Raw genomic sequence first — 23,992 nt, 5'->3', positions numbered from 1 at the left:
GCTATTCGATATGGTCCTGCAGAGAGCCGCCTCTGCGATCTTCGACGCGCCGGTAATAGTCGGACAGCATCCGCCCGCGCTCGGGTCGGAATGTCTCGCCAGTCGGCGCGACGCGCACCATGCGATCGATACGAAAAGTCCTGAAATCATTGCGCATTTCGCACCACGCCGCGAGCGTCCAGACCTTTCCCCAAAACAGCAGCGCCAGCGGACGGATATGGCGCGTTGTCGGGCTTCCTTCCGCGTCCGCATAGTCGATCGCGAGCGTCTTGCGATCGTCGGACGCCCGCTCCAGCAGGTCGAAAAGTTCGCGCACCGTATTCGGCATCATGAAGTGCGGCGCATGGATCTGCGTGCGCGCGATCCGGCGACGCTCTTTATCCGGCAGCACTGCCTCGATCTTGACCAGCGCCTCCTGCGCAGCGTTGGCGATCGCAATTCCGCCCCAGGCGCGCGCCAACCTCGCGCCGGTCACCAGGGCGACGATTTCGTCACGCGTGAACATGAGCGGCGGAAGGTCGAATCCCTCTCGCATGATGTAGCCGACGCCGGCCTCTCCTTCGATGGGCACGCCCGTCGACTGCAGGTCCGCCATATCGCGGTAGATGGTGCGTTCGGACACCTCCAGCCGTTGCGCCAGATCAGCTGCTGTCACGAGGCGTCCGCCGCGCAAATGCTGGACGATTTGAAAAAGACGGTCGGCGCGGCGCATGGCCTACCTCATTCGTCGGGGCAACCGGAGCCGGTCCGGTTGCCTTGTCTCACAGGATCCCTGTGAGATCATTTGAAGACGCCGATGCTGTTACCGTCCGGGTCGAGACAATAGACGAAGCGGCCGGCCGGAATGGAAATGATGTCCGACACGACCTTCCCGCGCTGGGCGACCAGCCGATCCATCGTTTCCTCGACGGAATCCGGCGCGGCGAGATGCACAGTGACGCCTTTTCCGGCGTCCGCGGCCTTGCCTTCGTATATGTGACCTCCGACACCGTTTTGCGGATTCTCGCAGGGAAATACTGCGATGGGATTGGCGCCGGTTTCATTGACGACCAGTTCGGTCTTGAAAACGGTGTTATAGAAAGACTGGGCGGCAGCGAAATCGCTGACCGGAATTTCAAACCAGACGATGGCGTTCTGGGGAAGTGTATCGGACATGATAGTCTCCTTGCTGTTTGACGGAAGAACTATCGCACACCCCTCCTGACAGCATCCTGTCAGGAGGATCGTGCCACATCGGACAGTTTTGACAAGCCATCGCCTATCGGCGCCATAATTTAATGCCGCGAAACCGATGTTTCCGGACGATTACGCCAACGATGCAGCCTTTTTGGCGAAACCGCGCGCACTCAGTGCATCGTCGATTTCTGTCAGGATCGCGGGATCGTCGATCGTCGCCGGCATCTTCCACTCCTGCCCGTCGGCGATCTTCTGCATCGTTCCACGCAAAATCTTTCCAGATCGGGTTTTCGGCAGCCGATTGACGACAATGGCGATCTTGAAGGCCGCGACCGGTCCGATATGGGTGCGGACTTCGCGGACCAGCTCCTGCTCGATTTCCTCAGGAGACCGTGTAACGCCGGTGTTGAGTATCACGAAGCCGAGCGGAAGCTGTCCCTTCAGTTGATCCTCGATGCCAATCACCGCACATTCGGCGACGTCCGGATGGCCGGCGATCACCTCTTCCATGGCGCCGGTCGACAGCCGGTGACCCGCCACATTGATGATGTCGTCCGTGCGGGCCATGATGAAGAGATATCCGTCATCGTCGATGTAGCCTGCGTCGGCGGTCTTGTAGTAACCGGGAAATTCCGCCAGATAGGTGTCTTGAAACCGGGAATCCGCATTCCACAAGGTTGGCAGGCATCCGGGCGGCAACGGAAGTTTCACGACGATATTGCCGAGTTTTCCGTCCTCGACCGGATGACCGGCGTCGTCGAGGATCCTGATATCGTATCCCGGCATTGCAACCGTCGAGGAACCGGGTTTGACTGTCAATGCGCCAAGTCCCACGGGGTTGCCCGCAATGGTCCATCCCGTTTCGGTCTGCCACCAGTGATCGATGACCGGAACGCCCAATTTGGTTCGCGCCCATTCAATCGTGTCAGGATCGGCGCGTTCGCCGGCCAAAAACAGCGTGCGGAAATGATCGAGGTCGTGCCCGGCGATGAATTTTCCTTCCGGATCCTCCTTCTTGATCGCCCGTAAGGCCGTCGGCGCCGTAAATAGCGCCGCAACCTTGTGTTCTGCTATGACCCTCCAGAAAGTTCCGGCGTCCGGCGTTCCGACCGGCTTGCCCTCGAACAGCACTGTGGCGTTGCCGTGTAGAAGCGGCGCATAGACAATGTAGGAATGGCCTACCACCCAGCCGACATCGGACGCCGCCCAGAAGACTTCGCCTGGCCGCATTCCATAAATGGCGTTCATGGACCAGGCGAGCGCAACCATATGGCCGCCATTGTCGCGCACCACGCCTTTCGGCTGGCCGGTGGTTCCGGACGTGTAGAGAATATACAGCGGATCGGTTGCCTCGACAGGCTCGCAATCGGCGTTCCGGCCAGCAGCGCGCGCGCTTTCCATCGCACTGGCGAAATCCACGTCGCGACCGTCTATAAGATCGCATTCGTGCTGTTCGCGCTGAAGCACAAGGCAGGCGCGCGGCTTGTGCGTGGCGAGTTCGATCGCCTCGTCAAGCATGGGTTTATAGGGAACGATCCGCCCCGGTTCGATGCCGCAGGAGGCCGCAATGATGAGATCGGGCTTGGCGTCGTCCAGTCGCGTCGCCAGTTCCGGACCGGCGAACCCGCCGAACACCACGGAGTGGATTGCGCCGATCCGCGCGCAGGCGAGCATCGCGATCACCGCTTCAGGCGTCATCGGCATGTAGATGATGACCCGGTCCCCTTTGGAAACGCCGAGATCGCGTATGACCGCGGCAAGCGTTGCGACCTCGTCTCGCAGTTCAAGAAAGGTGAATGTCTTCTTCGCCCCGGTAATCGGGCTGTCATAGATCAGCGCCGACTGGTCGCCCCGTCCGTTCTGGATGTGCCGATCAACGCAATTGTAGCAAGTGTTGGTTTTGGCGCCGTTAAACCAGCGTCCGTAAACGCCTGCCTGCGCGTCGAAAACGCTGTCCCAGGGCTCAAACCAGTCGATCGCCTTTGCCGCTTCGGCCCAGAAAGCCTCAGGATCCTCGCTCCAGCGCCGGTACTCTGACGGATATCTGCTCGTCATTATCTCCTCCCGCGAATGACCTTCATCAGAATTCGGTTATCGGAAAACCGCCATGACGTAAATCAAACCATCGGCTTATCCGGTCTTCTGGTCGCGCACGCCGAATATTGCCGACCCGACCCTGACCGAGGTGGCGCCGAAGGCAACTGCGGTCTCGTAATCCGCGGACATGCCCATCGAAAGCTTTTCTAGACCCGCCTGCTGACCGAGTTTTTCCAGCAAAGCGAAATGCGGCCCCGGATTTTCGTCAAAAGGCGGGATGCACATCAATCCCTCTATGGCGAGGTCATAGTCGTTTCGACACATATTGACGAAATCCAGCGCCCGGTCCGGCGCCACGCCCGCCTTCTGCGGTTCCGATCCAGTGTTGACCTGCACATAAAGCCTTGGCGCACGGCCCTGTCTGCGCGATTCTTCAGCGATCGTCCTGGCGATTTTTTCGCGATCTACGGTCTCGATGACATCAAACAGGGCGACAGCGTCGGCTGTCTTGTTGGACTGCAGCGGCCCGATCAGGTGCAATTCGATATCGGGATAATCCTCCTTGAGGCCGGGCCATTTGGATTGGGCCTCCTGGACGCGATTTTCACCGAAAATACGCTGACCAGCGTTGATGACAGGTCGAATGGCGTCTGCGTCGAAGGTCTTCGATACGGCGACCAGTGTGACCGAGCCTTCTTTGCGTCCCGCCGAACGCTCCGCCGCCGCTATATTTGATTTCACCGCCTTGAGTTGCTCGCTCATATCGTGGATTTCGGTTTCCTTTCCTTGCTCCGATACGACAATACGCCACGCGTCCTTGCCGATGTCGGCCCTTTCTACACCTGTCATCGGTTCATAAACGGTATCGCCGGACAATGGAATATCGCCGATTTTACCGAACGTTGCTTCGACTTCACGGTTGACCCTTGCCGGGTTTCGTGGTGAAGGTCCACGAAATCTTGTGGAAGACTACGGATCCCACCATTTATGGCCATTGAGCGTTACAATCCGCGCGACGCCGAACCGCGCTGGCAAAAGATTTGGCAGGAACAAAGGCTGTTCGAAACGGCCAATGACGATCCGCGCCCGAAATACTATGTCCTGGAGATGTTTCCCTATCCTTCGGGACGCATTCACATGGGCCATGTGCGCAACTACGCCATGGGCGACGTCGTCGCGCGCTACAAGCGCGCCCGCGGCCATAACGTGCTGCATCCCATGGGTTGGGACGCTTTCGGGATGCCTGCGGAAAACGCCGCCATGCAGAACAAGGTTCATCCGAAGGAATGGACCTACGGCAATATCGACACGATGCGGAAGCAATTGAAGTCGATGGGTCTGTCGCTTGACTGGTCGCGCGAATTCGCTACCTGCGACGTCGAATATTACCATCACCAGCAGCAATTGTTCCTGGATTTTCTCGAGCATGGCCTGGTTTACAGAAAACAGTCCAAGGTCAACTGGGATCCCGTCGACCAGACGGTTCTCGCCAATGAGCAGGTGATAGACGGCCGTGGCTGGCGTTCGGGCGCGCTTGTGGAACAGCGCGAATTGACCCAGTGGTTCTTCAGGATAACGGATTTCAGCGAAGACCTGCTCGAATCTCTGGAAGAACTCGATCAGTGGCCGGAAAAGGTCCGGTTGATGCAGAAAAACTGGATCGGCCGGTCTGATGGTCTGCACATCAGCTGGGAAATTGTCAGCGAGACGGCGCCTGCCGGCGAAGAACTGCTCGAGGTCTACACAACGCGTCCGGACACCATATTCGGCGCGTCCTTTATGGCGATCGCCGCCGATCATCCGCTGGCGCTGACCGCTGCGAGCTCCAACCCGGAGCTCGCAGCATTCTGTCAGGAGTGTCGCCGGGCCGGAACATCTCTGGCTGCGCTCGAAACCGCCGAAAAGGTCGGTTATGACACCAAAATCCGTGTGCGCCACCCCTTCGACGAGAACTGGACACTGCCCGTCTATGTCGCGAACTTCGTTCTGATGGACTATGGAACGGGAGCGATCTTCGGCTGTCCCTCAGGCGACCAGCGCGACCTGGATTTCGCAAACAAATACGGATTGCCTGTAACAGCCGTCGTGATGCCCAAGGGAGAAGATTCGGCCTCATTCCAGATCACCGAAGACGCTTATGTCGGCGACGGTGTGATGATCAATTCCAGGTTCCTGGACGGTTTGACCCCTCAGGAAGCCTTCGATGCTGTTGCCGAGAAACTGTCAGACAAAAAAGTAGCCGGCGAACAACAGGCGTTTCGACAGGTCAATTATCGCCTGCGCGACTGGGGCATTTCACGCCAACGCTACTGGGGCTGCCCGATTCCGGTTGTCCATTGCGACGCCTGCGGTGTGGTTCCACTGCGTCGGGAGGATCTGCCGGTCTCGCTGCCGGACAATATCGATTTCGACAAGCCGGGCAACCCGCTCGACCGGCACCCGACCTGGCGCAACGTTGCTTGTCCCAAATGCGGTTCGCCGGCGAAGCGTGAAACCGACACGATGGACACATTTGTCGATTCATCCTGGTATTTTGCCCGGTTCACTGCGCCTGACGTCAGTGAGCCGACCGATCCGGCAGCGGCGGACGCCTGGCTGCCCGTCGACCAGTATATCGGCGGTATTGAGCACGCTATCTTGCATCTCCTCTATTCCCGCTTCTTTTCGCGTGCCATGAAGATCGCCGGCCATCTGGATGTCAAAGAACCGTTCAAGGGACTGTTCACCCAGGGCATGGTGGTGCATGAGACCTATCGCGGCAAGGGCGGCTGGGTTACGCCCGCCGAGGTCAAGCTGGAAGAACAGGACGGCGTTCGACGCGCCATCCATTTGGACTCCGGCGAAGAATTGACCATTGGCGCAATTGAAAAAATGTCGAAGTCGACCCGGAATGTGGTCGACCCCGATGATATCATTGCTTCCTTCGGCGCGGACACCGCGCGGTTTTTCATGCTGTCCGATTCTCCGCCTGATCGCGATGTCATATGGACCGAAGCCGGCGTCGAGGGCGCCTATCGCTTTCTCCAGCGCAGTTGGCGGCTGATTGGCGATGCGGCCGATACCCTGCGGGAGGTTGCGCCCGCGGCGGCCAACGCTGGCGACGCTGCTTCCGTTTCAAGAGCCGCCCACCGCACGCTCAAGGCTGTCGGAGAGGATATCGAGCGGCTCGCCTTCAACAAGGCGATCGCGCGTATCTATGAACTGGTCAATGAGATCTCCGCTCCGCTCCGCGCGGTAGCTGAAGGTCAAGCCGACGCCGCCATGTCTGGCGCCTTGCGCGAGGCGGTTGAGATCGTCATCGCAATCATGGCGCCGATGACGCCGCATTTCGCCGAGGAATGCAACGCGTTGCTCGGCGGCAAGTCCCTTGTTGCCAAATCGGACTGGCCGGAATACGATCCGGCATTGGTCATTGACAGTACCGTAACCTTGCCGGTGCAGATCAACGGCAAGAAGAGGGCTGAACTGGCAATTGCCCGTGATGCGGATCAACAGGCTGTAGAAAACGCCGTGCTGGAGATTCCAGCCGTTCAGTCTGCCCTGTCTGGCAAAGCGCCGCGCAAGATCATTGTGGTACCGCAGAGGATCGTCAATGTCGTCATTTGAACTTCGCCGCATCAGCAGGATTGCTCTCGCGGCTACAGCGCTGGCTGGCGCCGCCTTTACCCTGCAGGCCTGTCAGGTCCAGCCGTTATACTATCAGAATACATCGACGCTGGCGCCGGAAACTTCAACCCGTGAACAACTCGCTTCCGTCGCTATAAAGCCGGTTGGAGACAGGATTGCGCTGGAACTGCGCAATGAGCTGATTTTCATGTTTTCGGGTGGAGCGGGCGAGCCTTCCAATCCGGAATATACAATGGACCTGAAGGTCAAGACCGAGGCCGGCCGCGCGCTGCGCGACGGCCTGTTGAACGGTATTGTTTCCCGTCGGATCCTTGCGACCGCCGTTTACACAATCACACTGACCTCCACCGGCGAGGAAATCTACAAGGGCACGCGCAAAGTTACGACATTCTATGACCAGAATACCCAGGAATTCGCCAATAATCGCGCAAAGCGAGACGCTGAAGATCGGGCGGCCCAGCAACTGGCTGAAATTATTCGCGCCGATACGGCAAGCGTTTTGAACAGGCGGCAAGCCAGGAGCTGATCTTGGCGCAGAAGAAGGCTCATGAGGTCGACTCCTTCCTGAAGGGTTCGGTTTCCGCTTTCACGAGCTTTCTTGTTTACGGTCCCGATCGCGGGCTTGTTTCTGAGCGCGCCTCCCTGCTCGCCGGCAAATCCGGCGTTGATGTTTCAGACCCGTTCAACGTCACCAGGCTCGACAGCACCGACGTGCAATCGGATTCATTAAAAATCCTTGATGAAATCAACTCCGTAGGCCTGTTTGGCGGTAAACGTCTCGTGTGGATCAAGGCGGGTGGAAGCGACAAGACTATTGTCGAGGCGATCAATGCGATTGAATCCGATCCGCCCGACGACATGGTGTTTCTTGTGGAGGCCGGCGATCTCAAGAAATCATCATCTCTGAGAAAGGCGGCCGAATCCGCTGCAACTTGTATGGCCTTGCCTTGCTATGGCGATGACGGACGCAGCATTCACGCGCTGATTGACGAAGAACTCGGATCGGCGGGATTGCGCATCGACGCAGCCGCCAGGCAGATCCTGATCGAACATCTCGGTGGCGACAGACTGGCGTCGCGCGGCGAACTGAAAAAACTGGCGCTTTACTGTCATGGTCGCGACGTCATTGGGGAAAATGATGTGATCGAGATTGTCGGCGACGCCTCGTCGCTTTCTGTCGACAGCGCGGTAGATTGCGTGCTTTCCGGGGATCTTTCAGGGCTTGATCATGCTCTGTCGCGCATCATTACCTCAAAAACCCAGATTTTTCCGGTGCTTCAAGCCTGCCTGCGTCAATTTCAGCTTATGGATCTCATGCGCTCCGCAATGGAGAAAGGGCGCATGCCCGCATCTGGCGCTCTACAGAAATATGCGCCGAGAATGCATTTTCGGCGCAAACCGGCCTTTGAGAAAGCACTCTCATCCTGGTCCGCCAAAGCGACGGGCGCAGCGCTCGACCATATCAATCGCGCGATACTCGAAACCAGAAGACAGCCGGCCCTGGAGGAAAGCATATCTCGACAGGCGTTGCTGGCGCTGGCCATACGGTCCTCGCGCAGACAGCAAAGATAGTCTGGCTTTGTTTCGGGAATTCGGTGTTTCGTCCGCCTACTGCGGTCGATGCGCGGACTGAAGAACGCGACAAAGATCATCGAGCTGATCCAGCGTTTTGTAGTCGACGCGCAGGAAACCACCACTTTCCTTGTGACTGATCGACACGTTCAAACCCAGATGATCACCGAGCATTTTTTCCAGAGCTATGGTGTCGGCGTCCTTTGGTGGTTGTTTCGGACGCGGTTCTACTACCGCCTCGCCATCTCTTTGAGCCATGCGTTCGGCTTCACGAACCGAAAGTCCCTTGCGAACAATTTGTTCGGCCAGCCTTTCCGGGCTTGAGGTCGACGCGATAGCCCGCGCATGGCCTGCAGACAGATCGCCTCTGCCCAGCATTTCGCGAACTTTATGCGGCAGTTTCAACAGGCGCAGCGTATTGGCGACGTGGCTTCGGCTTTTTCCGATGATATCCCCGAGGTCGTTCTGCGTGTAACCGTGTTCCGATATCAACTGCCGATACCCTTCGGCCTCGTCGATCGGATTGAGGTCGGAACGCTGGACATTCTCGACGATCGCGAGCTCCAGAGCCGTGCGGTCATCCACATCCCGGATAAGCACCGGGATTTGCACCAGCCCAGCGCGCTGGGCTGCGCGCCAGCGCCTTTCGCCAGCTATGATTTCATAGCGACCCTCTGGCATGGTCCGCACGACCACCGGCTGAACGATACCGTGCTGACTTATGGAGCGCGAGAGTTCATCAAGTTCCGCCTCGTCGAAAGTCCTGCGCGGGTTTCGCGGATTGCGTTGCACGAATTCGATCGGCACCGAATCATCCGCGCTTGTTTTCGGCGTTTGGTCAGAGCCGGTCGGCTGGTCCATTTCGCCGATCAGTGCAGCGAGTCCTCGTCCCAAGCGTCTTTTTGATGTGTCATCGGTCATACGGTCGACTGCCATAATGGTCTGGATATGTTGATTAAACTTATAAGAATCAGCAAGTTACACGACAAAAGCCGAATTATGCGGCCTGCCGTTCCTTTTCTCGCTGGATGACTTCTGACGCCAGCCTCAGATAAGCCTGACTTCCCGAACAGTTCAGATCGTAAAGTATTGCCGGCTTTCCATAAGACGGCGCCTCCGAGACCCGCACATTGCGGGGTATCAAGGTTCGGTAGACCTTGTCGCCCAGATAGGACCGCACATCATCCACCACCTGATTGGCGAGGTTGTTGCGCGAATCATACATCGTCATGACGACGCCCTGGATATCCAGATCCGGGTTGAGAGTTTCCCGCACCTGCCGGACCGTATCCAGCAGTTGGGAAAGCCCTTCCAGCGCGAAAAATTCGCATTGCAGCGGCACAAGCACCGAATGAGCGGCCGCCATGGCGTTGATCGTCAGCAGATTGAGTGATGGCGGGCAATCGATAAGCACATAATCGAACTTTTGCGCAAAAAACTCAGCCAGGGATTCCTTGAGCCGGAAGGCGCGATTGCGTTCTCCGGCAATCTCCATTTCAACGCCGAGCAGGTCCATGGTGGAAGGCACGATGAAGAGGTTCGGAACATCCGTTTCCATACAGGCCCGCTCTATCCGCGCAGATCCGATCAACAGGTCATACGAGGAAACTGTTCTGTCCTGTTTTTCGATACCAAGGCCTGTGCTGGCATTGCCCTGCGGATCGAGATCGACAATGAGAACCTTCTTGCCGATTGCAGCCAGGGCCGTGGCCAGATTTATTGCGGTGGTTGTCTTTCCAACGCCGCCTTTCTGATTGGCTACGGTGATGATTCTATTGCGTTCGCCCAACATCGACATGATCCCGTGGTAATCTGTCATAGAACTCATTTGTGTTACCCTGATGACTGGATTTACAGCTTGATCGGGCGAACGTTGCTCACCTGCAGTATCACAGAATCCGCATCGATCTGACTTTGATGTTCTACCAGATCGAAGGTCCAGCTTCTACGGGCTTCGTCAATCTCGCGACGGTAATCCCGGCCTTTATGAAACCATCCGATTGTTTTATTAGTCAGCCAGGGCGCCGTGTGGCCCAGCAGATCGTTCAGACTGGCCAGAGCGCGGGCGGAAATGGCGTCATATTCCGAGAAATTCCCGGTAAGGGCCTCTATTCTTACGGCATGAACTTTGCCGGGCGAACCTGTTAGTGAAAGCGCCTGACGCAGAAACGCCGCCTTCTTGTGATTACTTTCCACCAGATCGATCAAGCCGCCGCCTGCTTCTCTCAGGAGAATTGCAGTAATAATTCCCGGAAATCCGCCGCCGCTGCCCAGATCCAGCCACTTCAGTGGACCGGGATTCAAAGCATAGAGCTGCACGCTGTCTGCGACATGGCGACGCCATATGTCAGGAAGCGTTGATGGCGCCGCCAGATTGATTGCAGTCGACCATTTCTGAAACAAGGCGACGAATTCCGTCAGACGGTCCATTGTTTCACGTGAAACAGGTAAAATCTTCTCTATGTCTGATTGATCTCTCATACAAAGAACCAAAAGGCAAAACACGCATCAATTTCAATGAACAAACTAACTAACCGCGCGGTCATCGAGAATACTAATCTGTTCCTGCGTACGCAGTCGGGAAAGCAGTATAGTAATCGCCGCAGGCGTCATACCCTCAAGCCTTGCTGCGTGGGCTATAGACTTGGGACGGGCCAACGCCAGCTTCTGCTTTAACTCTCCGGACAAACCGGGAAGACCAGAATAATCGAAATTGTCCGGTATGCTGCGTAGTTCCTCTCGCCTGTGGGAGAAAATATCGCGGCTTTGGCGCTCGAGATAGACTGAATACATGGCCTCTATCTCCAACGGCTCGGTAAGATCCGTATCAACGCCGTTCAATTCCGGCCAGATCTGGGATAGCCGCGCAAAATCAATATCCGCATAGGTCAACAACTGATAGGCGCTCCGCCGCACGCCATCTTGATTGACATTCAAACCGGCCGTTTTGGCCTCCACAGGCGTGAGCGACAAAGATTGCAGTCTGGCGCGGAGCTCGGACAAACTATTGCTCCAATTCGAAAATTTACGTTGCCGCTCGGATTTCACCAGTCCGAGGGATATTCCAAGAGGTGTAAGCCGGAGATCAGCATTGTCCGCCCGCAACGACAGACGATACTCCGCCCTGGAGGTAAACATACGGTAGGGTTCGGTAACGCCGCGACTGGTCAGATCATCAATCATGACACCGATATAAGAATCCGTCCGACTGAAATGTTGCGGATCCGAATCGGAACAGAGTAGTGCTGCGTTCAATCCAGCGACAAGCCCTTGCGCGGCTGCTTCTTCGTAACCGGTCGTACCGTTTATTTGACCAGCCAGGAAAAGACCAGAAACGCGTTTGGTCTCTAGCGTTGTCTTGAGCTCCCGTGGGTCAATATGATCATACTCGATCGCGTATCCGGGTTGCTTGATCGCAACCTTTTCGAGACCCGGGATCAACCTGATAAACTCATCCTGAACATCCTCGGGCAAAGACGTCGAAATTCCATTCGGGTATACGGTATTGTCATCCAGCCCCTCCGGCTCAAGAAAGATCTGGTGTGATTCACGATCCGCGAAGCGAACGACCTTGTCTTCAATGGACGGACAGTATCGCGGACCCTTGCTTTCTATTCGACCGGAGTACATCGCCGACCGACCAAGATTTTCTGAAATAATCTGGTGGGTCCGGGCTGTCGTGTGCGTCACCCCGCAATCGATTTGCGGGTTAATGATTGTATCTGTCATGAAAGAAAACGGCGTCGGCTTTTCATCCGCCGATTGCCGTCCAACGGACGCCCAGTCGATCGTTGAACTGTCAAGCCTCGCCGGCGTGCCGGTCTTGAGGCGACCGAGGTGAAATCCTGCATTTAGTAGCGTATCCGCCAATCCGGTTGTCTGCTTTTCACCCATGCGTCCCGCCGGGAATTGTTTCTCCCCAATATGAATAAGTCCCCGCAGAAAAGTTCCCGTTGTCAGAACCACAGCGCCGCATAAAAGAATGCGGCCATCTGCGAGGACAACCGAACGCACGCGATTACTTTCCATCGTAATGTTGAAAGCTTCGCCTTCGACTACGTCGAGATTTGCGTAGTCGGCAAGAATGGTCTGCATGGACTGGCGATACAGTTTTCTGTCGGCTTGGGTTCGTGGACCGCGTACCGCCGGCCCTTTGCTACGGTTGAGCAATCGAAACTGGATACCAGCGGCATCCGCCACTACACCCATTAAACCGTCCAGTGCGTCAATCTCGCGCACCAGATGCCCTTTGCCCAGACCACCAATGGCCGGATTGCAAGACATAACGCCTATCGTGTCGCGATTCAGGGTTACAAGCGCAGTTGACGCACCTGATCGCGCAGCTGCCGCCGCGGCTTCGCAGCCAGCATGGCCTCCGCCGATTACCACAACATCATAGTTCATGTTCATTGGTCCTGATCACCGCGCCCCTGATCATTGCGCCTATGTGTTTCACGTGAAACTGTAACGACGCTCTGGCCGTGACAAACTGATGTTTCACGTGAGTCACTCGTTTATGTCTGGAACGGACCGTATATAAGAGTGAATGCGATGCAAGTCATTACCCAACCGACACTTATTTGCCGATGCAAAACTCCGAGAAAATTACATCGAGAAGGTCTTCCGTATCGATTGCCCCGGTCAAACGCCCTATCATGTCCCCGGCATTTCTCAATAACTCAGCCCGCATTTCTAACGGCGTTTCCAGATAAATGAGCGCCTCATCCAAAGCATAAAGGCATCTTTGCAGATATTCTCTGTGGCGCTGACGGTTCGGCAACAGCGGCGATGTAGACGCTGTTGATGATGAGACGCGTACAGCCAGTAGGTTTATAAGCGCATCGAGGCCGTGATCCGTTCGCACTGATACTTCACAATCATAGCCATAGGCTGCTCCTCCATTTCCCAAATCAGATTTGGAAGCGACCAGGAGATGGCGATCTGGTTCGATATCAACCAACTGTTTTTCTGCGCCGGGTTCTCTGAGTTCGAGGACGAGATCCGCGGATGCAGCGGTCGCCTTGGCCCTGCGAATACCTTCTTCCTCGACCGCGCCAGCACCTTCACGTATTCCAGCAGTATCGAATAGAATGACGCTATATCCATTGAGATCCAGGCGCACCTCCAAAACATCCCTCGTCGTCCCGGCTTCGTCCGACACGATGGCGACGTCCCTTTTCGTTAGCGCGTTAAGCAGACTCGACTTACCAGCGTTCGGTGCGCCGACAATCGCCACACGGTATCCGCTACGAATAATCTCGCCGGCTCGGGCGTCTTCGAGATGACGCCCGATTTCGTCTCTCAAAGCACTGACATTGGTCCAAATCGATTGCACAACAGAGCCAGGCACATCTTCTTCATCGGAGAAATCGAAATCCGCCTCGATCATTGCGCGTATGCGAATAAGTTCGTTGCGCCAGCGGCGATAGATTTCCAGGAGCGAACCCGTTGACTGCTCAAGCGCCATTTTTCGCTGCGCTTCCGTCTCGGCGGCAATAAGATCCGCAAGACCCTCAACTGCTGTGAGATCCATTTTCCCGTTATCAAATGCCCTACGGGAGAATTCTCCCGGCTCAGCACTGCGTAATCCTGGCAAAGCAGACAGGGCCGCTAGCATTGAGCTAATGACAGCCATTCCGCCGTGGATTTGAAACTCCGCACAATCTTCCCCGGTAAAGGAATGCGGGCCGGGAAAATATATAATAAGTCCGCGATCAATAATCTTGCCACTACGATCACAAATATTTGCAAGGACGGCGCGGCGTGCGTCGGGCGCTGCGCCGGTCATTGTTTCGAGAGCGAATCGGACGTCCGGGCCGGATATTCGAATAACGGCCACCCCGGATGGCGGCGGACCACTCGACAAGGCAAAAATCGTATCTCTATAGTCAGGAGCCGTCATTGACCATCAAGCCAGTATTCGGAGCCGTGATGTTAAAGAACGTCCTACACCAATCCGCAAGTCCCTATTTGCGTCAGCACAGCGACAACCCTGTTCACTGGCAGATGTGGGGCGCAGAAGCTTTGGAGGAGGCAGAGAAATCAGGGAAACCAATTCTTTTATCCATTGGATACGCCGCTTGCCACTGGTGCCATGTCATGGCGCATGAGAGCTTCGAGGATGACGAAACAGCAGCAGTGATGAATGAACTCTTCGTCAATATCAAGGTTGATCGGGAAGAACGCAGCGATATTGATCAGATCTATATGGCGGCCCTGCAAGCGACTGGAGAGCAAGGCGGCTGGCCTTTGACGATGTTTCTGAACAGCAAGGGCGAGCCATTCTGGGGTGGCACATACTTTCCAAAAACAGCGAACTTCGGTCGCCCGGGATTTGTGACTGTGCTCAAGACCATTTCAGAACTCTATCGCAATGATCCCGACAAGATTGAACGCAATGCCGAAGCGATCGGCAAGCATCTCAAACAACAGTTTTCAGCAAGTACATCGCCCGAATCTCCCGACAGAGAAGTGTTGGCCAATCAGTCGAAGGGGATATTGTCCATTTACGACGCCCGCCACGGTGGTATCGGCCAGTCTCCCAAATTCCCCAACGCCACAATGCTGGAGACATTATGGCGCAACTGGAGAACCAACGGCGCCACAGCTTCTCGAGACGCCGCCCTCCATTGGATAAAAGCCATGATCAATGGAGGCATTTACGACCATATAGGAGGCGGCCTTTCTCGCTATGCCGTCGACAATGCGTGGCTCGTACCGCATTTCGAAAAAATGCTCTATGATAATGCACAACTTATCCGCAGCTTGATTTGGGCTTATGCACAAACTGAAGAGGATCTGTTTCGCAGCCGAATCGAGGAAACCGTCGATTGGCTTGAACGCGAGATGCTGCTACCGAACGGCGGTTTTTCTTCCAGCCTCGACGCTGACAGCGAGGGCGAGGAAGGCCGATACTATGTCTGGAGAAAAGAGGAAGTGGATACAGTTCTCGGAACAGACACCGACCTGTTTTGCGACCGCTACGACATTACGACCGCCGGGAACTGGGAAGGTAAGAATATTCCCAATCTGAAGCCGGACGCCGAGGCTCCGACTACAGAGGAGATACTTCGGCTATCTTTCGCGCGAAAAAAACTTTTCCAGGCCCGCGAAGAAAGGGTCCGGCCGGAACGCGACGACAAGGTTCTCGCGGACTGGAACGGATTGGTAATTCGGGCGCTGGCTGAAGCATCTCGAACTCTGTCGGACGCCCGATATCTGCGTCTGGCTGAAAACGCATATGATTTCGTTTCCGAATCAATGAGTGACAACGACGGACGCCTCGCCCACGCCTGGCGGGAAAGCGCGATGACCTGGCCAGCTTTAGCGTCGGATTACGGTGCCATGATCAACGCAGCGACAAGCCTTTATCTCTGCACCAACAAAGGCCGCTATATCGAAGACGCTCGACGATGGGCCGATATACTCGAAGAGTGGTACAGCGATGGAGAGGGGGGTTATTTCTATTCCGCCAGCGATTGCAACGACATCCTGCTGAGGGCGCGTCATGAACACGACGACGCCATGCCGTCCGCCAGCGCGCAGATCATTGAAGGGCTGGCGCGTCTGGCCTGCCTAACAAACGACCCCGAACTGACGCTCCGGACCACGTACAGCGCAGCAGCCAGTTGGGGACGCGTAAGGACAACGCCGCTCGCCGCCAGTGGTATCGTTAACGCTATAGCAACGGCGCTAGAACCCAGAAAACTGATCGTCTTGAATCCGACTAAACAAATAGTCGATTTGATAATCGGCCAGCCAGATCCTTCCCGAATGGATATCACCCTAATGGATGAAACGGACGCACAGGAATTTTTGCCCGCGGACGCTGTTTATGAATCCGGCGAAGGATCGGGCCGGGCCTATTTGTGCAAAGGCGCTGTTTGCCTGCCTCCAGTCGAGACAGTTGAGGAACTGGCGGCGCTGCTCTCGCCGCCAGAATCGTCAGGTGTTCATTGAGTCGAAGAAATCGCCGTTGTTCTTCGTCTGCTTGAGTTTGTCGATCAGGAATTCGATTGCGTCCGTGGTTCCCATCGGCGCAAGAATACGACGCAGAACGAATATCTTCTGCAGGTCTTGCTTTGGAACCAGCAGGTCTTCCTTGCGCGTGCCCGATTTGAGGATGTCCATGGCCGGGAAGATACGCTTGTCCGCAACCTTGCGGTCGAGCACGATTTCAGAGTTGCCCGTTCCCTTGAACTCTTCGAAGATGACTTCGTCCATGCGGCTGCCCGTATCGATGAGCGCCGTGGCGATGATCGTCAGAGAGCCACCCTCTTCGATGTTACGGGCGGCGCCAAAGAAACGCTTCGGCCGCTGCAACGCGTTAGCGTCGACACCACCGGTCAGCACCTTGCCCGATGAGGGAACAACCGTGTTGTAGGCGCGACCGAGGCGGGTGATCGAATCCAGCAGTATAACGACGTCACGGCCATGCTCCACGAGGCGCTTGGCTTTTTCTATGACCATTTCTGCAACCTGAACGTGGCGGGCGGCCGGTTCGTCAAAGGTCGAGGAAACCACCTCGCCGTTGACCGAACGCTGCATGTCCGTCACTTCTTCCGGACGTTCGTCGATGAGAAGAACGATCAGGTAGCATTCCGGATGATTTGCGGTGATCGAGTGGGCGATATTCTGGAGCAGCACCGTCTTACCGGTCCTGGGAGGCGCCACAATCAAACCGCGCTGTCCCTTGCCGAGCGGCGCGATGAGATCAATCACACGCGCCGAAAGATCCTTTCTTGTCGGATCGTCATGCTCCATCTTGAACCGCTCATCGGGATAAAGCGGCGTCAGATTGTCGAAGTGGGTCTTGTGGCGAATTTTCTCAGGGTCTTCGAAATTGATCGTATTGACCTTGAGGAGCGCGAAATAGCGTTCGCCTTCCTTTGGACCACGAATCGGGCCCTCCACCGTGTCGCCGGTCTTCAGGGAGAAACGACGTATCTGCGACGGGGAAATGTAGATATCGTCAGGACCAGGCAGATAGTTGGCGTTGGCCGATCTGAGGAAGCCGAAGCCGTCCTGCAATATTTCGACGACGCCTTCGCCGATGATTTCGATATCCTGCGATGCTAGCTTTTTCAGGATCGCGAACATCAGCTCCTGCTTGCGCATCGTGCTTGAATTCTCGACTTCCAGCCCGTCGGCGAATTCCAGGAGTTCGGTCGGGTTCTTGTTCTTGAGCTCTTGAAGCTTCATTTCTTGCATGGGGTTCCACGATCATGTCGTTGGGTGGCATGTGAAAACGGATGTTTCGGATTGCTTTCCGCGACAGCAGTCAATGCTGGCCGGCATGCCAAGTGGGGGGAAATTGGGTCCAGGCGATTCACGTGAAACACGCATTTCAGCCTTTTCTCCATCGCCTCTCGCATATTTTAGGGTAAACGGCAAGCCCTCAAAAGGGTTTCACGATCACCATGATGACGATAAAGATCATCAACAATGTAGGAACTTCGTTCATCATGCGCCAGTAACGCGCCGTCTTTTCTCTTCGATCCGTTGCAAACGCTTTCAGCGCAGCGCCAAAATATTCATGGGCGCCGGTAAGCGCAAAGACCGCGGCTATTTTCAACCACAGCCACCAACCGACAAAACCGAAACCTTGCCAGGCGAGCCAAAGTCCAAGCGCCCAGGAAATCACCATGGCCGGGCGCATGATGATCCGGAACAGACGGTCCTCCATCACCTTGAAGGTTTCCGATTTATCCGAACCCGGTTCACTTTCAGAGTGATAGACGAACAGGCGCGGCAAATAGACGAGCCCGGCCATCCAGGAGATTACTGCGATGACGTGAACCGCCTTGATCCATAGAAAGAGCTCAGGCGGGTTCCAGATCATCAGCCCGGCGACGACCACTATGAGGCAAGCAATCGCTACACGCGCCCGAATGGAGGCTTTCTCGCCATCTTTTACTTCGCTCATGGATTTGCGCCTCTACCGCTTATGCGCCGAAATCGAACTCACGCATTGCGAATGCGCTTCACCAGCTGCGAAACATGGGCGGGATCGGCGTCCGGCGTTATCCCATGGCCAAGATTGAAGATCAGCGGACCCTCTCCAAGTTCTGAAAGGATCTTGTCCACGCCTTCATCCAGCGCTTTTCCGCCTGCGACGACACGCACCGGATCCAGATTGCCCTGGACTGCTCCCTCCACCTGCAGCTTCTTTGCAAAAGAAAGGGGCACGGTCCAGTCCAGACCGACGGCGTCCGATCCGACGCGACGTCGATAATTTTCGAGCAACAGACCAGCGCCTTTTGCGAAAGCGATAATTTTCGCCTGTGCATGTCTTTCACGAACGCGGCGAATGATCTTTGCGACTGGCGCTGCGCAATACCGCTCGAATTCAACCTCTCCCAGAACGCCCGCCCAGGAATCGAAGATCTGCACGGCGTCGGCGCCCGCTTCAATCTGCGCGCAAAGATAATCAGCCGACAGATCAGCGAGAAGATCGATCAGCGCATCGAAAGCTTCCGGATGCTCATAGGCGAAGCGCCGCGCCGGCGCCTGATCCGGCGTGCCGTGCCCGGCGATCATATAGGTCGCAACCGTCCAGGGAGCGCCACAAAAACCCAGCAGCGTCGTTTCATCCGGCAAATCAGAACGCAAACGGCTGACAGTTTCCATAACCGGCGCCAGATGGTCGAGAAATCCGGAGCCATCAAGTCTGGCGACGCCTTCAGCGTCTATCGGCGTCATCAAAGGTCCCCGACCCTCTTCAAAGCGCACATTGCGATCCAGTGCGTCTGGAATAACGAGTATGTCGGAAAACAGGATCGCCGCATCAAACCCGAAACGACTAATGGGTTGCATCGTCACTTCGACAGCCAGTTCCGGTGTGTAACACAGATGAAGAAAGCCTTTGGCTTGCTTCCGAACCTGCCTGTACTCCGGAAGATATCTGCCGGCCTGACGCATCAGCCATACAGGAGGCGGAAACACCGTCTCTCCGTTCAGAACCCTGAGCACTTTGCGGGATTCATCCACGCTGGATCCTTTCTCCAATAAAAAAATAGATTCCTTAAAAGGTCTTCTAATTCTATGAGTCGGTGGGTTTCAAGGATTAGTGGAATACCGCGACGTGTTCACAGATAACGGACAATTCACAGAGCGTCGAAATCGTCTCCAATCCTATAGTGAGAATTGTGGTTAAAATTTCCGTAATCTTATTAATTCAATGAGTTGAGTTAGCTGTTTCTCCAAGACCAAAAAAACAAGCTGTGGATTAAGCAATAACAACCAGGTTTTTTCCCGCTTTCCCGAAACCAATGCCGGATTGACCACGATGCAACGCCGATGTGGAAAAACACACCGGTTTTCCCTTGCATTGAGACGGACCCCGGTACTAGGTCGAGTTCACGCACAGCAATCAACAGCACCCGGTGAATCATGTGGATCAACAAAAAAACTATTTCCATCTTCACCTGATCTCCGATTCGACCGGCGAAACATTGCTGACGGTTGGCCGCGCAGCCGCCGCACAGTTCAAGAATACGCGCGCCCTGGAGCATGTCCATCCGATGGTCCGGACGCGCCGACAGCTCGACGCCATCCTGGATACAATCGACGGCGCGCCCGGAATTGTCCTTTACACAGTGGTCGATCCGGAAATCTCCAACGTGATAGACGAGCGCTGCCGGGATATGGGCGTGCCATGCATTTCCGTGCTGGATCCCGTCATTACGTTGTTCGAATCCTACCTCGGACCGCCTTCCAAACATCGGGTTGGCGCACAGCATTCGCTGAATGCGAGCTATTTCCGCCGCATGGAAGCGCTCAACTTCACCATGGAGCATGATGACGGTCAGTTGCCTGCCGATATCGAAGAGGCGGACATCGTGCTTGTCGGCATCAGCAGAACGTCGAAAACGCCCACGAGCATTTATCTCGCCAATCGCGGCTACAAGACAATCAACGTGCCGATCGTTCGCAACAGCGCTTTGCCGGCGTCTTTGGAAAAGGCAAAGCATCCCCTGATCGTCGGCCTCGTCGCTTCTTCCGACAGGATAGCGGAAGTCCGCAAGAACCGCGTTCTCGGATCGACCGGCGGTTATAGCGGCGCCGACTATGTCGACAGGCTTGTCATTGCCGAGGAGCTCAAGCACGCCAGAACCATCTGCGCCCGCAACAACTGGCCCGTGATAGACGTTAGCAGACGGTCCATCGAAGAAACCGCCGCTGCAATCATCGCATTGAAGGTCGGCGCGCGATAAACCGACAAGGAGGAACCATGTCCGACACACTCATTCTGGCTTCCGCAAGTCCCCACCGCAAGAAATTGCTGGACGACGCAGGACTGGAGTTCGACGTTGCGCCCGCCGATATCGACGAACGGGCGGCGGAAGAGCCACTGAAAGAAAGCGGCGCCACGCCCGCCGATATCGCGCAAGTGCTTGCGGAAGCAAAGGCGCTGGAAGTCAGCGCGCGAAATCCTGGAGCCATCGTCATCGGCGCGGATCAGACGCTTTCGCTGGATGATGAGGTTTTCTACAAACCTGATGACATGGACGCCGCTGCGCGGCAGATCCTGAAGCTCGCCGGCAAGACGCATGCTCTTAACAGCGCAGTGGTGCTGGCGAGGGACGGCGCCGTGCTTTGGCGACATGTCGGAACGGCCCATTTGACCATGCGCCCGCTCGATCCGGCCTATGTTGGACGATATCTGTCCATGGTCGGCGACAAGGCGTTGTCGAGTGTTGGCGGCTACCAGATTGAAGGGCCGGGCGTACGATTGTTCCGGAAGATCGAGGGCGACTTTTTCACAATTGTCGGTCTGCCGATGCTGCCCTTGCTCGGCGAACTCCTCAAGCTGGGCGTCATAGATGGCTAAGCCGCTGGCGTTCGTGGCCGGTTTTCCGGTTGCCCATTCACGCTCTCCGATGATTCACAGATACTGGCTTGAACTCTACCGGATCGACGGTGGCTATGACGCTATCGAGGTCAGACCGGAAGCGTTTGCGCAATTTCTGCAGGATCTCGCGGCCGGCCGCACCGGTTTCATCGGCGGCAACGTAACCATACCGCATAAGGAAGCGGCCTTTCGCATGGCTGATTTCGCTGATGAATTGGCCACGGAACTCGGCGCAAGCAACACTATGTGGATGGAAGACGGCAGGCTCTGCGCGATGAATACGGACGGCTATGGTTTCGCGGCCAATCTCGACCAGGCCGCGCCCGGCTGGAAGGCGGGAAAAACCGCTGCAATTTTAGGCGCCGGCGGCGCCAGTCGCGCGGTGATCCAGACGGTCCGCGACAGTGGCTTCACCACAATTCACGTCGTCAACCGCACCCTGGAGCGCGCGCGTGAGCTCGCGGACCGGTTTGGCGACGCCGTCTTCGCCCATCCGCTGCCCGCTTTGAAGGAGGTGGTCGAACAGGCGGATCTGTTCGTAAACACGACGTCGCTCGGCATGTCGGGCGAGAACCCGCTGCCTCCGCTCTATCTCGACCGGCTGGCGGCCGATGCGGTTGTCACCGATATTGTCTACGTTCCCTTGCAAACGCCGGTGCTGGAGCAGGCTTCAAAGCTCGGATTGCGAACAGTCGACGGTCTGGGCATGCTTCTGCATCAGGCGGCGCCTGGCTTCGAGAAATGGTTTGGCAAGCGACCCGAGGTGACAGAAGAGTTGAAAGCGATGATCGTAAAAGATCTGGAGCGGCAAGAATGATCCTGCTGGGATTGACCGGGTCCATCGGGATGGGGAAGACGACAATTGGCGGCATGTTCGCCGATCGCGGCGTACCGCTGATCAGCGCGGACGAAATCGTGCACAAAATCTATGCGGGCAGGGCCGCGCCGCTGATTGAAGCCGCGTTTCCGGGTTCAGTGATCGATGGCGTGGTCGACCGTGACGTCCTGTCGCGCTTTGTGCTCGGCAATGAAGACGCGATGAAACGGCTTGAAGCAATCGTCCATCCGCTGGTGCATGAAGAGCGCGAAAAATTTGTTGAAAGCGCCAGACGTGACGGCGCTCGACTTGTCATCCTGGATATTCCGTTGCTTTTTGAAACGGGCGGCGATGCAAGCGTGGATCGCGTTCTCGTCGTCACTTGCGATGAGGCCATCCAGAGAGAACGGGTTCTGGCGCGCCCCGGAATGACGGAAGAGAAATTCGAGGCGATCAAATCCCGGCAGACTCCGGATGCGGAGAAACGGCGTCGCGCGGACTATGTGATCGATACCTCCGGAACCTTTGCGGATTCGGAAGAACAGGTCGACCAGGTTCTGGCGCAATTACTGGCGGAAGGCACGGATGGCTGAGGAACTGCGCGAAATCATCTTCGACACTGAAACGACCGGAATCGATAGCGAACATGATCGCGTCATCGAGATCGGCGGGGTCGAACTGCTCAACAAGTTTCCAACTGGCCGCACTTTCCACGTCTATATCAACGCCGGCGGCCGCAAGGTGCACCCCGAAGCGCTGGCGGTCCATGGCATCACCGACGAATTCCTTGCGGACAAGCCAACCTTCGACCAGATCGTCGACGATATGGAAAATCTGTTCGACGGCGCAAAACTGGTCGCCCACAACGCATCCTTCGATATCGGCTTTTTCAATGCGGAGTTTGCACGGATTGGACGGCCGCCCGTTGATCCGGGACGGGTCGTGGATACGCTCGCGCTGGCGCGCCGACGTCATCCGATGGGCCCGAATTCGCTCGATGCATTGTGCAGGCGATACGGAATAGACAATTCGCGCCGCACCAAGCATGGCGCGCTGCTCGATGCGGAACTGCTGGCAGAAGTCTACATCGAGATGAATGGCGGCCGCCAGGCGGCGCTCGGGCTTGTGGATGTTCGATCGGCGAGCGAGGATCAGAGCGCAGTCACGCTGTCAGGCGAAGTCGGCTCCCGTCCGGAGCCCCTGCCGCGACGATTGACCGAATCGGAGCAGGCCGCTCACGACAAACTCGTCGAGGGCCTTGGCGACAAGGCCCTCTGGACAATTCATTACAACTGAATTCGAATCAGGTTAGTTGGCGGCCGCCGGAGGCTGAACCTGTCCCTTCGCCTGTTCTTCGGCCATGCGCTTTGCGAACATCTGGGCGAAGTCGATCGGGTCGATCATGAGCGGCGGGAAGCCGCCATTGCGGGTCGCGTCGCCGATGATCTGCCGCGCGAACGGAAACAGCAGCCGCGGGCATTCGATGAAGAGCAGCGGCAGCATGTGTTCCTGCGGGAAACCGTCGATCCGGAATACGCCGCCATAGGTCAACTCAACATTGAACATGACCGAATCTTCAGTCTTTGCCTCGGCGGAAAGCGTCAGAACGACGTCATAGTCTTTTTCAGCAACCGGATTGGCGTTCACGTTCACATTGATGGAGATGTTCGGATTCTGTTTCTTCTGGATCAGCGACTGGGGCGCGTTCGGATTCTCGAAGGAGAGGTCCTTGATGTATTGCGCCAGCACATTGAGCGTCGGCGCTTTTCCGTTGCCGGGCGCAGCGCCAGCGGGATTCTGCGGATTTCCAGTTCCTGTCTGACTGGGAGTGTCGGCCATTCATCTGTCCTTGGGTTAGATCGATCGGAGCCGGACCGGTTCCTTTTGCGGCCACTGGCTAACATTTCATT

22 protein-coding genes are annotated in these 23,992 nt (G+C 56.3%); 9 read left to right on the top strand and 13 right to left on the bottom strand.

Going from position 1 to position 23,992, the window contains the following annotated elements; translation table 11 throughout:
* Position 1: 1 nt before the first annotated feature.
* The 4 genes from K1W69_RS14280 to K1W69_RS14265 form a co-directional block, all read right to left on the bottom strand.
* Positions 2 to 712 (bottom strand): helix-turn-helix transcriptional regulator, encoded by a 711-nt coding sequence (locus tag K1W69_RS14280; protein WP_220228989.1) that lies wholly within the window; start codon positions 710 to 712, stop codon positions 2 to 4.
* 68 nt (positions 713 to 780) lie between these two features.
* Positions 781 to 1,155 (bottom strand): VOC family protein, encoded by a 375-nt coding sequence (locus tag K1W69_RS14275; protein ID WP_220228988.1) that lies wholly within the window; start codon positions 1,153 to 1,155, stop codon positions 781 to 783.
* 150 nt (positions 1,156 to 1,305) lie between these two features.
* Positions 1,306 to 3,231 carry a propionyl-CoA synthetase gene (locus K1W69_RS14270; protein WP_220228987.1) on the bottom strand — a complete coding sequence of 642 codons (1,926 nt, stop codon included), beginning with the start codon at positions 3,229 to 3,231 and terminating at the stop codon, positions 1,306 to 1,308.
* A 75-nt stretch (positions 3,232 to 3,306) separates the two neighbouring features.
* Complete coding sequence (locus K1W69_RS14265; protein ID WP_258571117.1) at positions 3,307 to 3,975, bottom strand: YggS family pyridoxal phosphate-dependent enzyme; 669 nt, start codon at positions 3,973 to 3,975, stop codon at positions 3,307 to 3,309.
* 225 nt (positions 3,976 to 4,200) lie between these two features.
* Between K1W69_RS14265 and leuS the strand changes: the two genes are divergently transcribed.
* The 3 genes from leuS to holA are packed head-to-tail and all read left to right on the top strand — an operon-like array spanning position 4,201 to position 8,412.
* Positions 4,201 to 6,819 carry a leucine--tRNA ligase gene (gene leuS, locus K1W69_RS14260; protein WP_220228986.1) on the top strand — a complete coding sequence of 873 codons (2,619 nt, stop codon included), beginning with the start codon at positions 4,201 to 4,203 and terminating at the stop codon, positions 6,817 to 6,819.
* A complete protein-coding gene (locus tag K1W69_RS14255) occupies positions 6,806 to 7,366 on the top strand; it encodes an LPS assembly lipoprotein LptE (protein ID WP_220228985.1) in 561 nt (186 codons plus the stop codon). The genes leuS and K1W69_RS14255 overlap by 14 nt, the downstream gene beginning before the upstream one ends.
* Before the next feature lie 2 nt (positions 7,367 to 7,368).
* Positions 7,369 to 8,412, top strand: a complete 1,044-nt coding sequence (gene holA / locus K1W69_RS14250; protein ID WP_220228984.1) for a DNA polymerase III subunit delta — start codon at positions 7,369 to 7,371, stop codon at positions 8,410 to 8,412.
* Positions 8,413 to 8,448: 36 nt separating this feature from the next.
* Here holA and K1W69_RS14245 read toward each other — a convergent pair whose 3' ends face one another.
* The 5 genes from K1W69_RS14245 to mnmE form a co-directional block, all read right to left on the bottom strand.
* Complete coding sequence (locus K1W69_RS14245) at positions 8,449 to 9,333, bottom strand: ParB/RepB/Spo0J family partition protein (RefSeq protein ID WP_220228983.1); 885 nt, start codon at positions 9,331 to 9,333, stop codon at positions 8,449 to 8,451.
* Positions 9,334 to 9,409: 76 nt separating this feature from the next.
* Positions 9,410 to 10,204, bottom strand: coding sequence for a ParA family protein (locus K1W69_RS14240; RefSeq protein ID WP_220229358.1), 795 nt, complete (start codon positions 10,202 to 10,204; stop codon positions 9,410 to 9,412).
* 59 nt (positions 10,205 to 10,263) lie between these two features.
* Positions 10,264 to 10,893: a 16S rRNA (guanine(527)-N(7))-methyltransferase RsmG gene (gene rsmG / locus K1W69_RS14235; protein WP_220228982.1), complete on the bottom strand. Its 630-nt coding sequence runs from the start codon at positions 10,891 to 10,893 to the stop codon at positions 10,264 to 10,266.
* Positions 10,894 to 10,938: 45 nt separating this feature from the next.
* Positions 10,939 to 12,816 (bottom strand): tRNA uridine-5-carboxymethylaminomethyl(34) synthesis enzyme MnmG, encoded by a 1,878-nt coding sequence (gene mnmG, locus K1W69_RS14230; protein ID WP_370688243.1) that lies wholly within the window; start codon positions 12,814 to 12,816, stop codon positions 10,939 to 10,941.
* A 172-nt stretch (positions 12,817 to 12,988) separates the two neighbouring features.
* The gene (mnmE, locus tag K1W69_RS14225) at positions 12,989 to 14,314 is read right to left on the bottom strand and encodes a tRNA uridine-5-carboxymethylaminomethyl(34) synthesis GTPase MnmE (RefSeq protein WP_220228980.1); all 1,326 of its coding nucleotides are present in this window, start codon (positions 14,312 to 14,314) and stop codon (positions 12,989 to 12,991) included.
* On the opposite strand from mnmE, the gene K1W69_RS14220 reads away from it, so the two are divergent.
* Complete coding sequence (locus K1W69_RS14220) at positions 14,314 to 16,371, top strand: thioredoxin domain-containing protein (RefSeq protein ID WP_258571038.1); 2,058 nt, start codon at positions 14,314 to 14,316, stop codon at positions 16,369 to 16,371. The genes mnmE and K1W69_RS14220 overlap by 1 nt on opposite strands.
* On the opposite strand, the gene rho is transcribed toward K1W69_RS14220, so the two are convergent.
* From rho to hemE, 3 genes are all read right to left on the bottom strand, one after another.
* Positions 16,357 to 17,622, bottom strand: a complete 1,266-nt coding sequence (gene rho, locus K1W69_RS14215; RefSeq protein ID WP_220228979.1) for a transcription termination factor Rho — start codon at positions 17,620 to 17,622, stop codon at positions 16,357 to 16,359. The genes K1W69_RS14220 and rho overlap by 15 nt on opposite strands.
* A gap of 187 nt (positions 17,623 to 17,809) precedes the next feature.
* A complete protein-coding gene (gene hemJ, locus K1W69_RS14210) occupies positions 17,810 to 18,337 on the bottom strand; it encodes a protoporphyrinogen oxidase HemJ (RefSeq protein ID WP_220228978.1) in 528 nt (175 codons plus the stop codon).
* Between the two features lie 38 nt (positions 18,338 to 18,375).
* Positions 18,376 to 19,401 carry a uroporphyrinogen decarboxylase gene (hemE, locus tag K1W69_RS14205; RefSeq protein ID WP_220228977.1) on the bottom strand — a complete coding sequence of 342 codons (1,026 nt, stop codon included), beginning with the start codon at positions 19,399 to 19,401 and terminating at the stop codon, positions 18,376 to 18,378.
* A gap of 404 nt (positions 19,402 to 19,805) precedes the next feature.
* Here hemE and K1W69_RS14200 point away from each other — a divergent pair, with 404 nt between their 5' ends.
* From K1W69_RS14200 to dnaQ, 5 genes are read left to right on the top strand one after another with little or no spacing between them, the layout of a single operon-like run.
* The gene (locus tag K1W69_RS14200) at positions 19,806 to 20,627 is read left to right on the top strand and encodes a pyruvate, water dikinase regulatory protein (RefSeq protein ID WP_220228976.1); all 822 of its coding nucleotides are present in this window, start codon (positions 19,806 to 19,808) and stop codon (positions 20,625 to 20,627) included.
* A gap of 17 nt (positions 20,628 to 20,644) precedes the next feature.
* Positions 20,645 to 21,244 carry a Maf-like protein gene (locus K1W69_RS14195; RefSeq protein ID WP_220228975.1) on the top strand — a complete coding sequence of 200 codons (600 nt, stop codon included), beginning with the start codon at positions 20,645 to 20,647 and terminating at the stop codon, positions 21,242 to 21,244.
* On the top strand, positions 21,237 to 22,082 hold the full coding sequence (locus K1W69_RS14190) for a shikimate dehydrogenase (protein WP_220228974.1): 846 nt from the start codon (positions 21,237 to 21,239) through the stop codon (positions 22,080 to 22,082). Before K1W69_RS14195 ends, K1W69_RS14190 begins: the two co-directional genes overlap by 8 nt.
* Positions 22,079 to 22,675 (top strand): dephospho-CoA kinase, encoded by a 597-nt coding sequence (gene coaE, locus K1W69_RS14185; RefSeq protein WP_220228973.1) that lies wholly within the window; start codon positions 22,079 to 22,081, stop codon positions 22,673 to 22,675. Before K1W69_RS14190 ends, coaE begins: the two co-directional genes overlap by 4 nt.
* A gap of 4 nt (positions 22,676 to 22,679) precedes the next feature.
* Positions 22,680 to 23,378 (top strand): DNA polymerase III subunit epsilon, encoded by a 699-nt coding sequence (gene dnaQ / locus K1W69_RS14180; RefSeq protein WP_220229356.1) that lies wholly within the window; start codon positions 22,680 to 22,682, stop codon positions 23,376 to 23,378.
* A 12-nt stretch (positions 23,379 to 23,390) separates the two neighbouring features.
* Here the strand turns inward: dnaQ and secB are convergent, their stop codons facing one another.
* Positions 23,391 to 23,921, bottom strand: coding sequence for a protein-export chaperone SecB (gene secB / locus K1W69_RS14175; protein WP_220228972.1), 531 nt, complete (start codon positions 23,919 to 23,921; stop codon positions 23,391 to 23,393).
* Between the last annotated feature and the right edge of the window lie 71 nt (positions 23,922 to 23,992).

Source organism: Flavimaribacter sediminis, from assembly GCF_019492055.1.
Taxonomy (GTDB): domain Bacteria; phylum Pseudomonadota; class Alphaproteobacteria; order Rhizobiales; family Rhizobiaceae; genus Flavimaribacter; species Flavimaribacter sediminis.
Note: the sequence above shows the minus strand (reverse complement) of the source record. Positions and strands in the feature narration are given on the sequence as shown.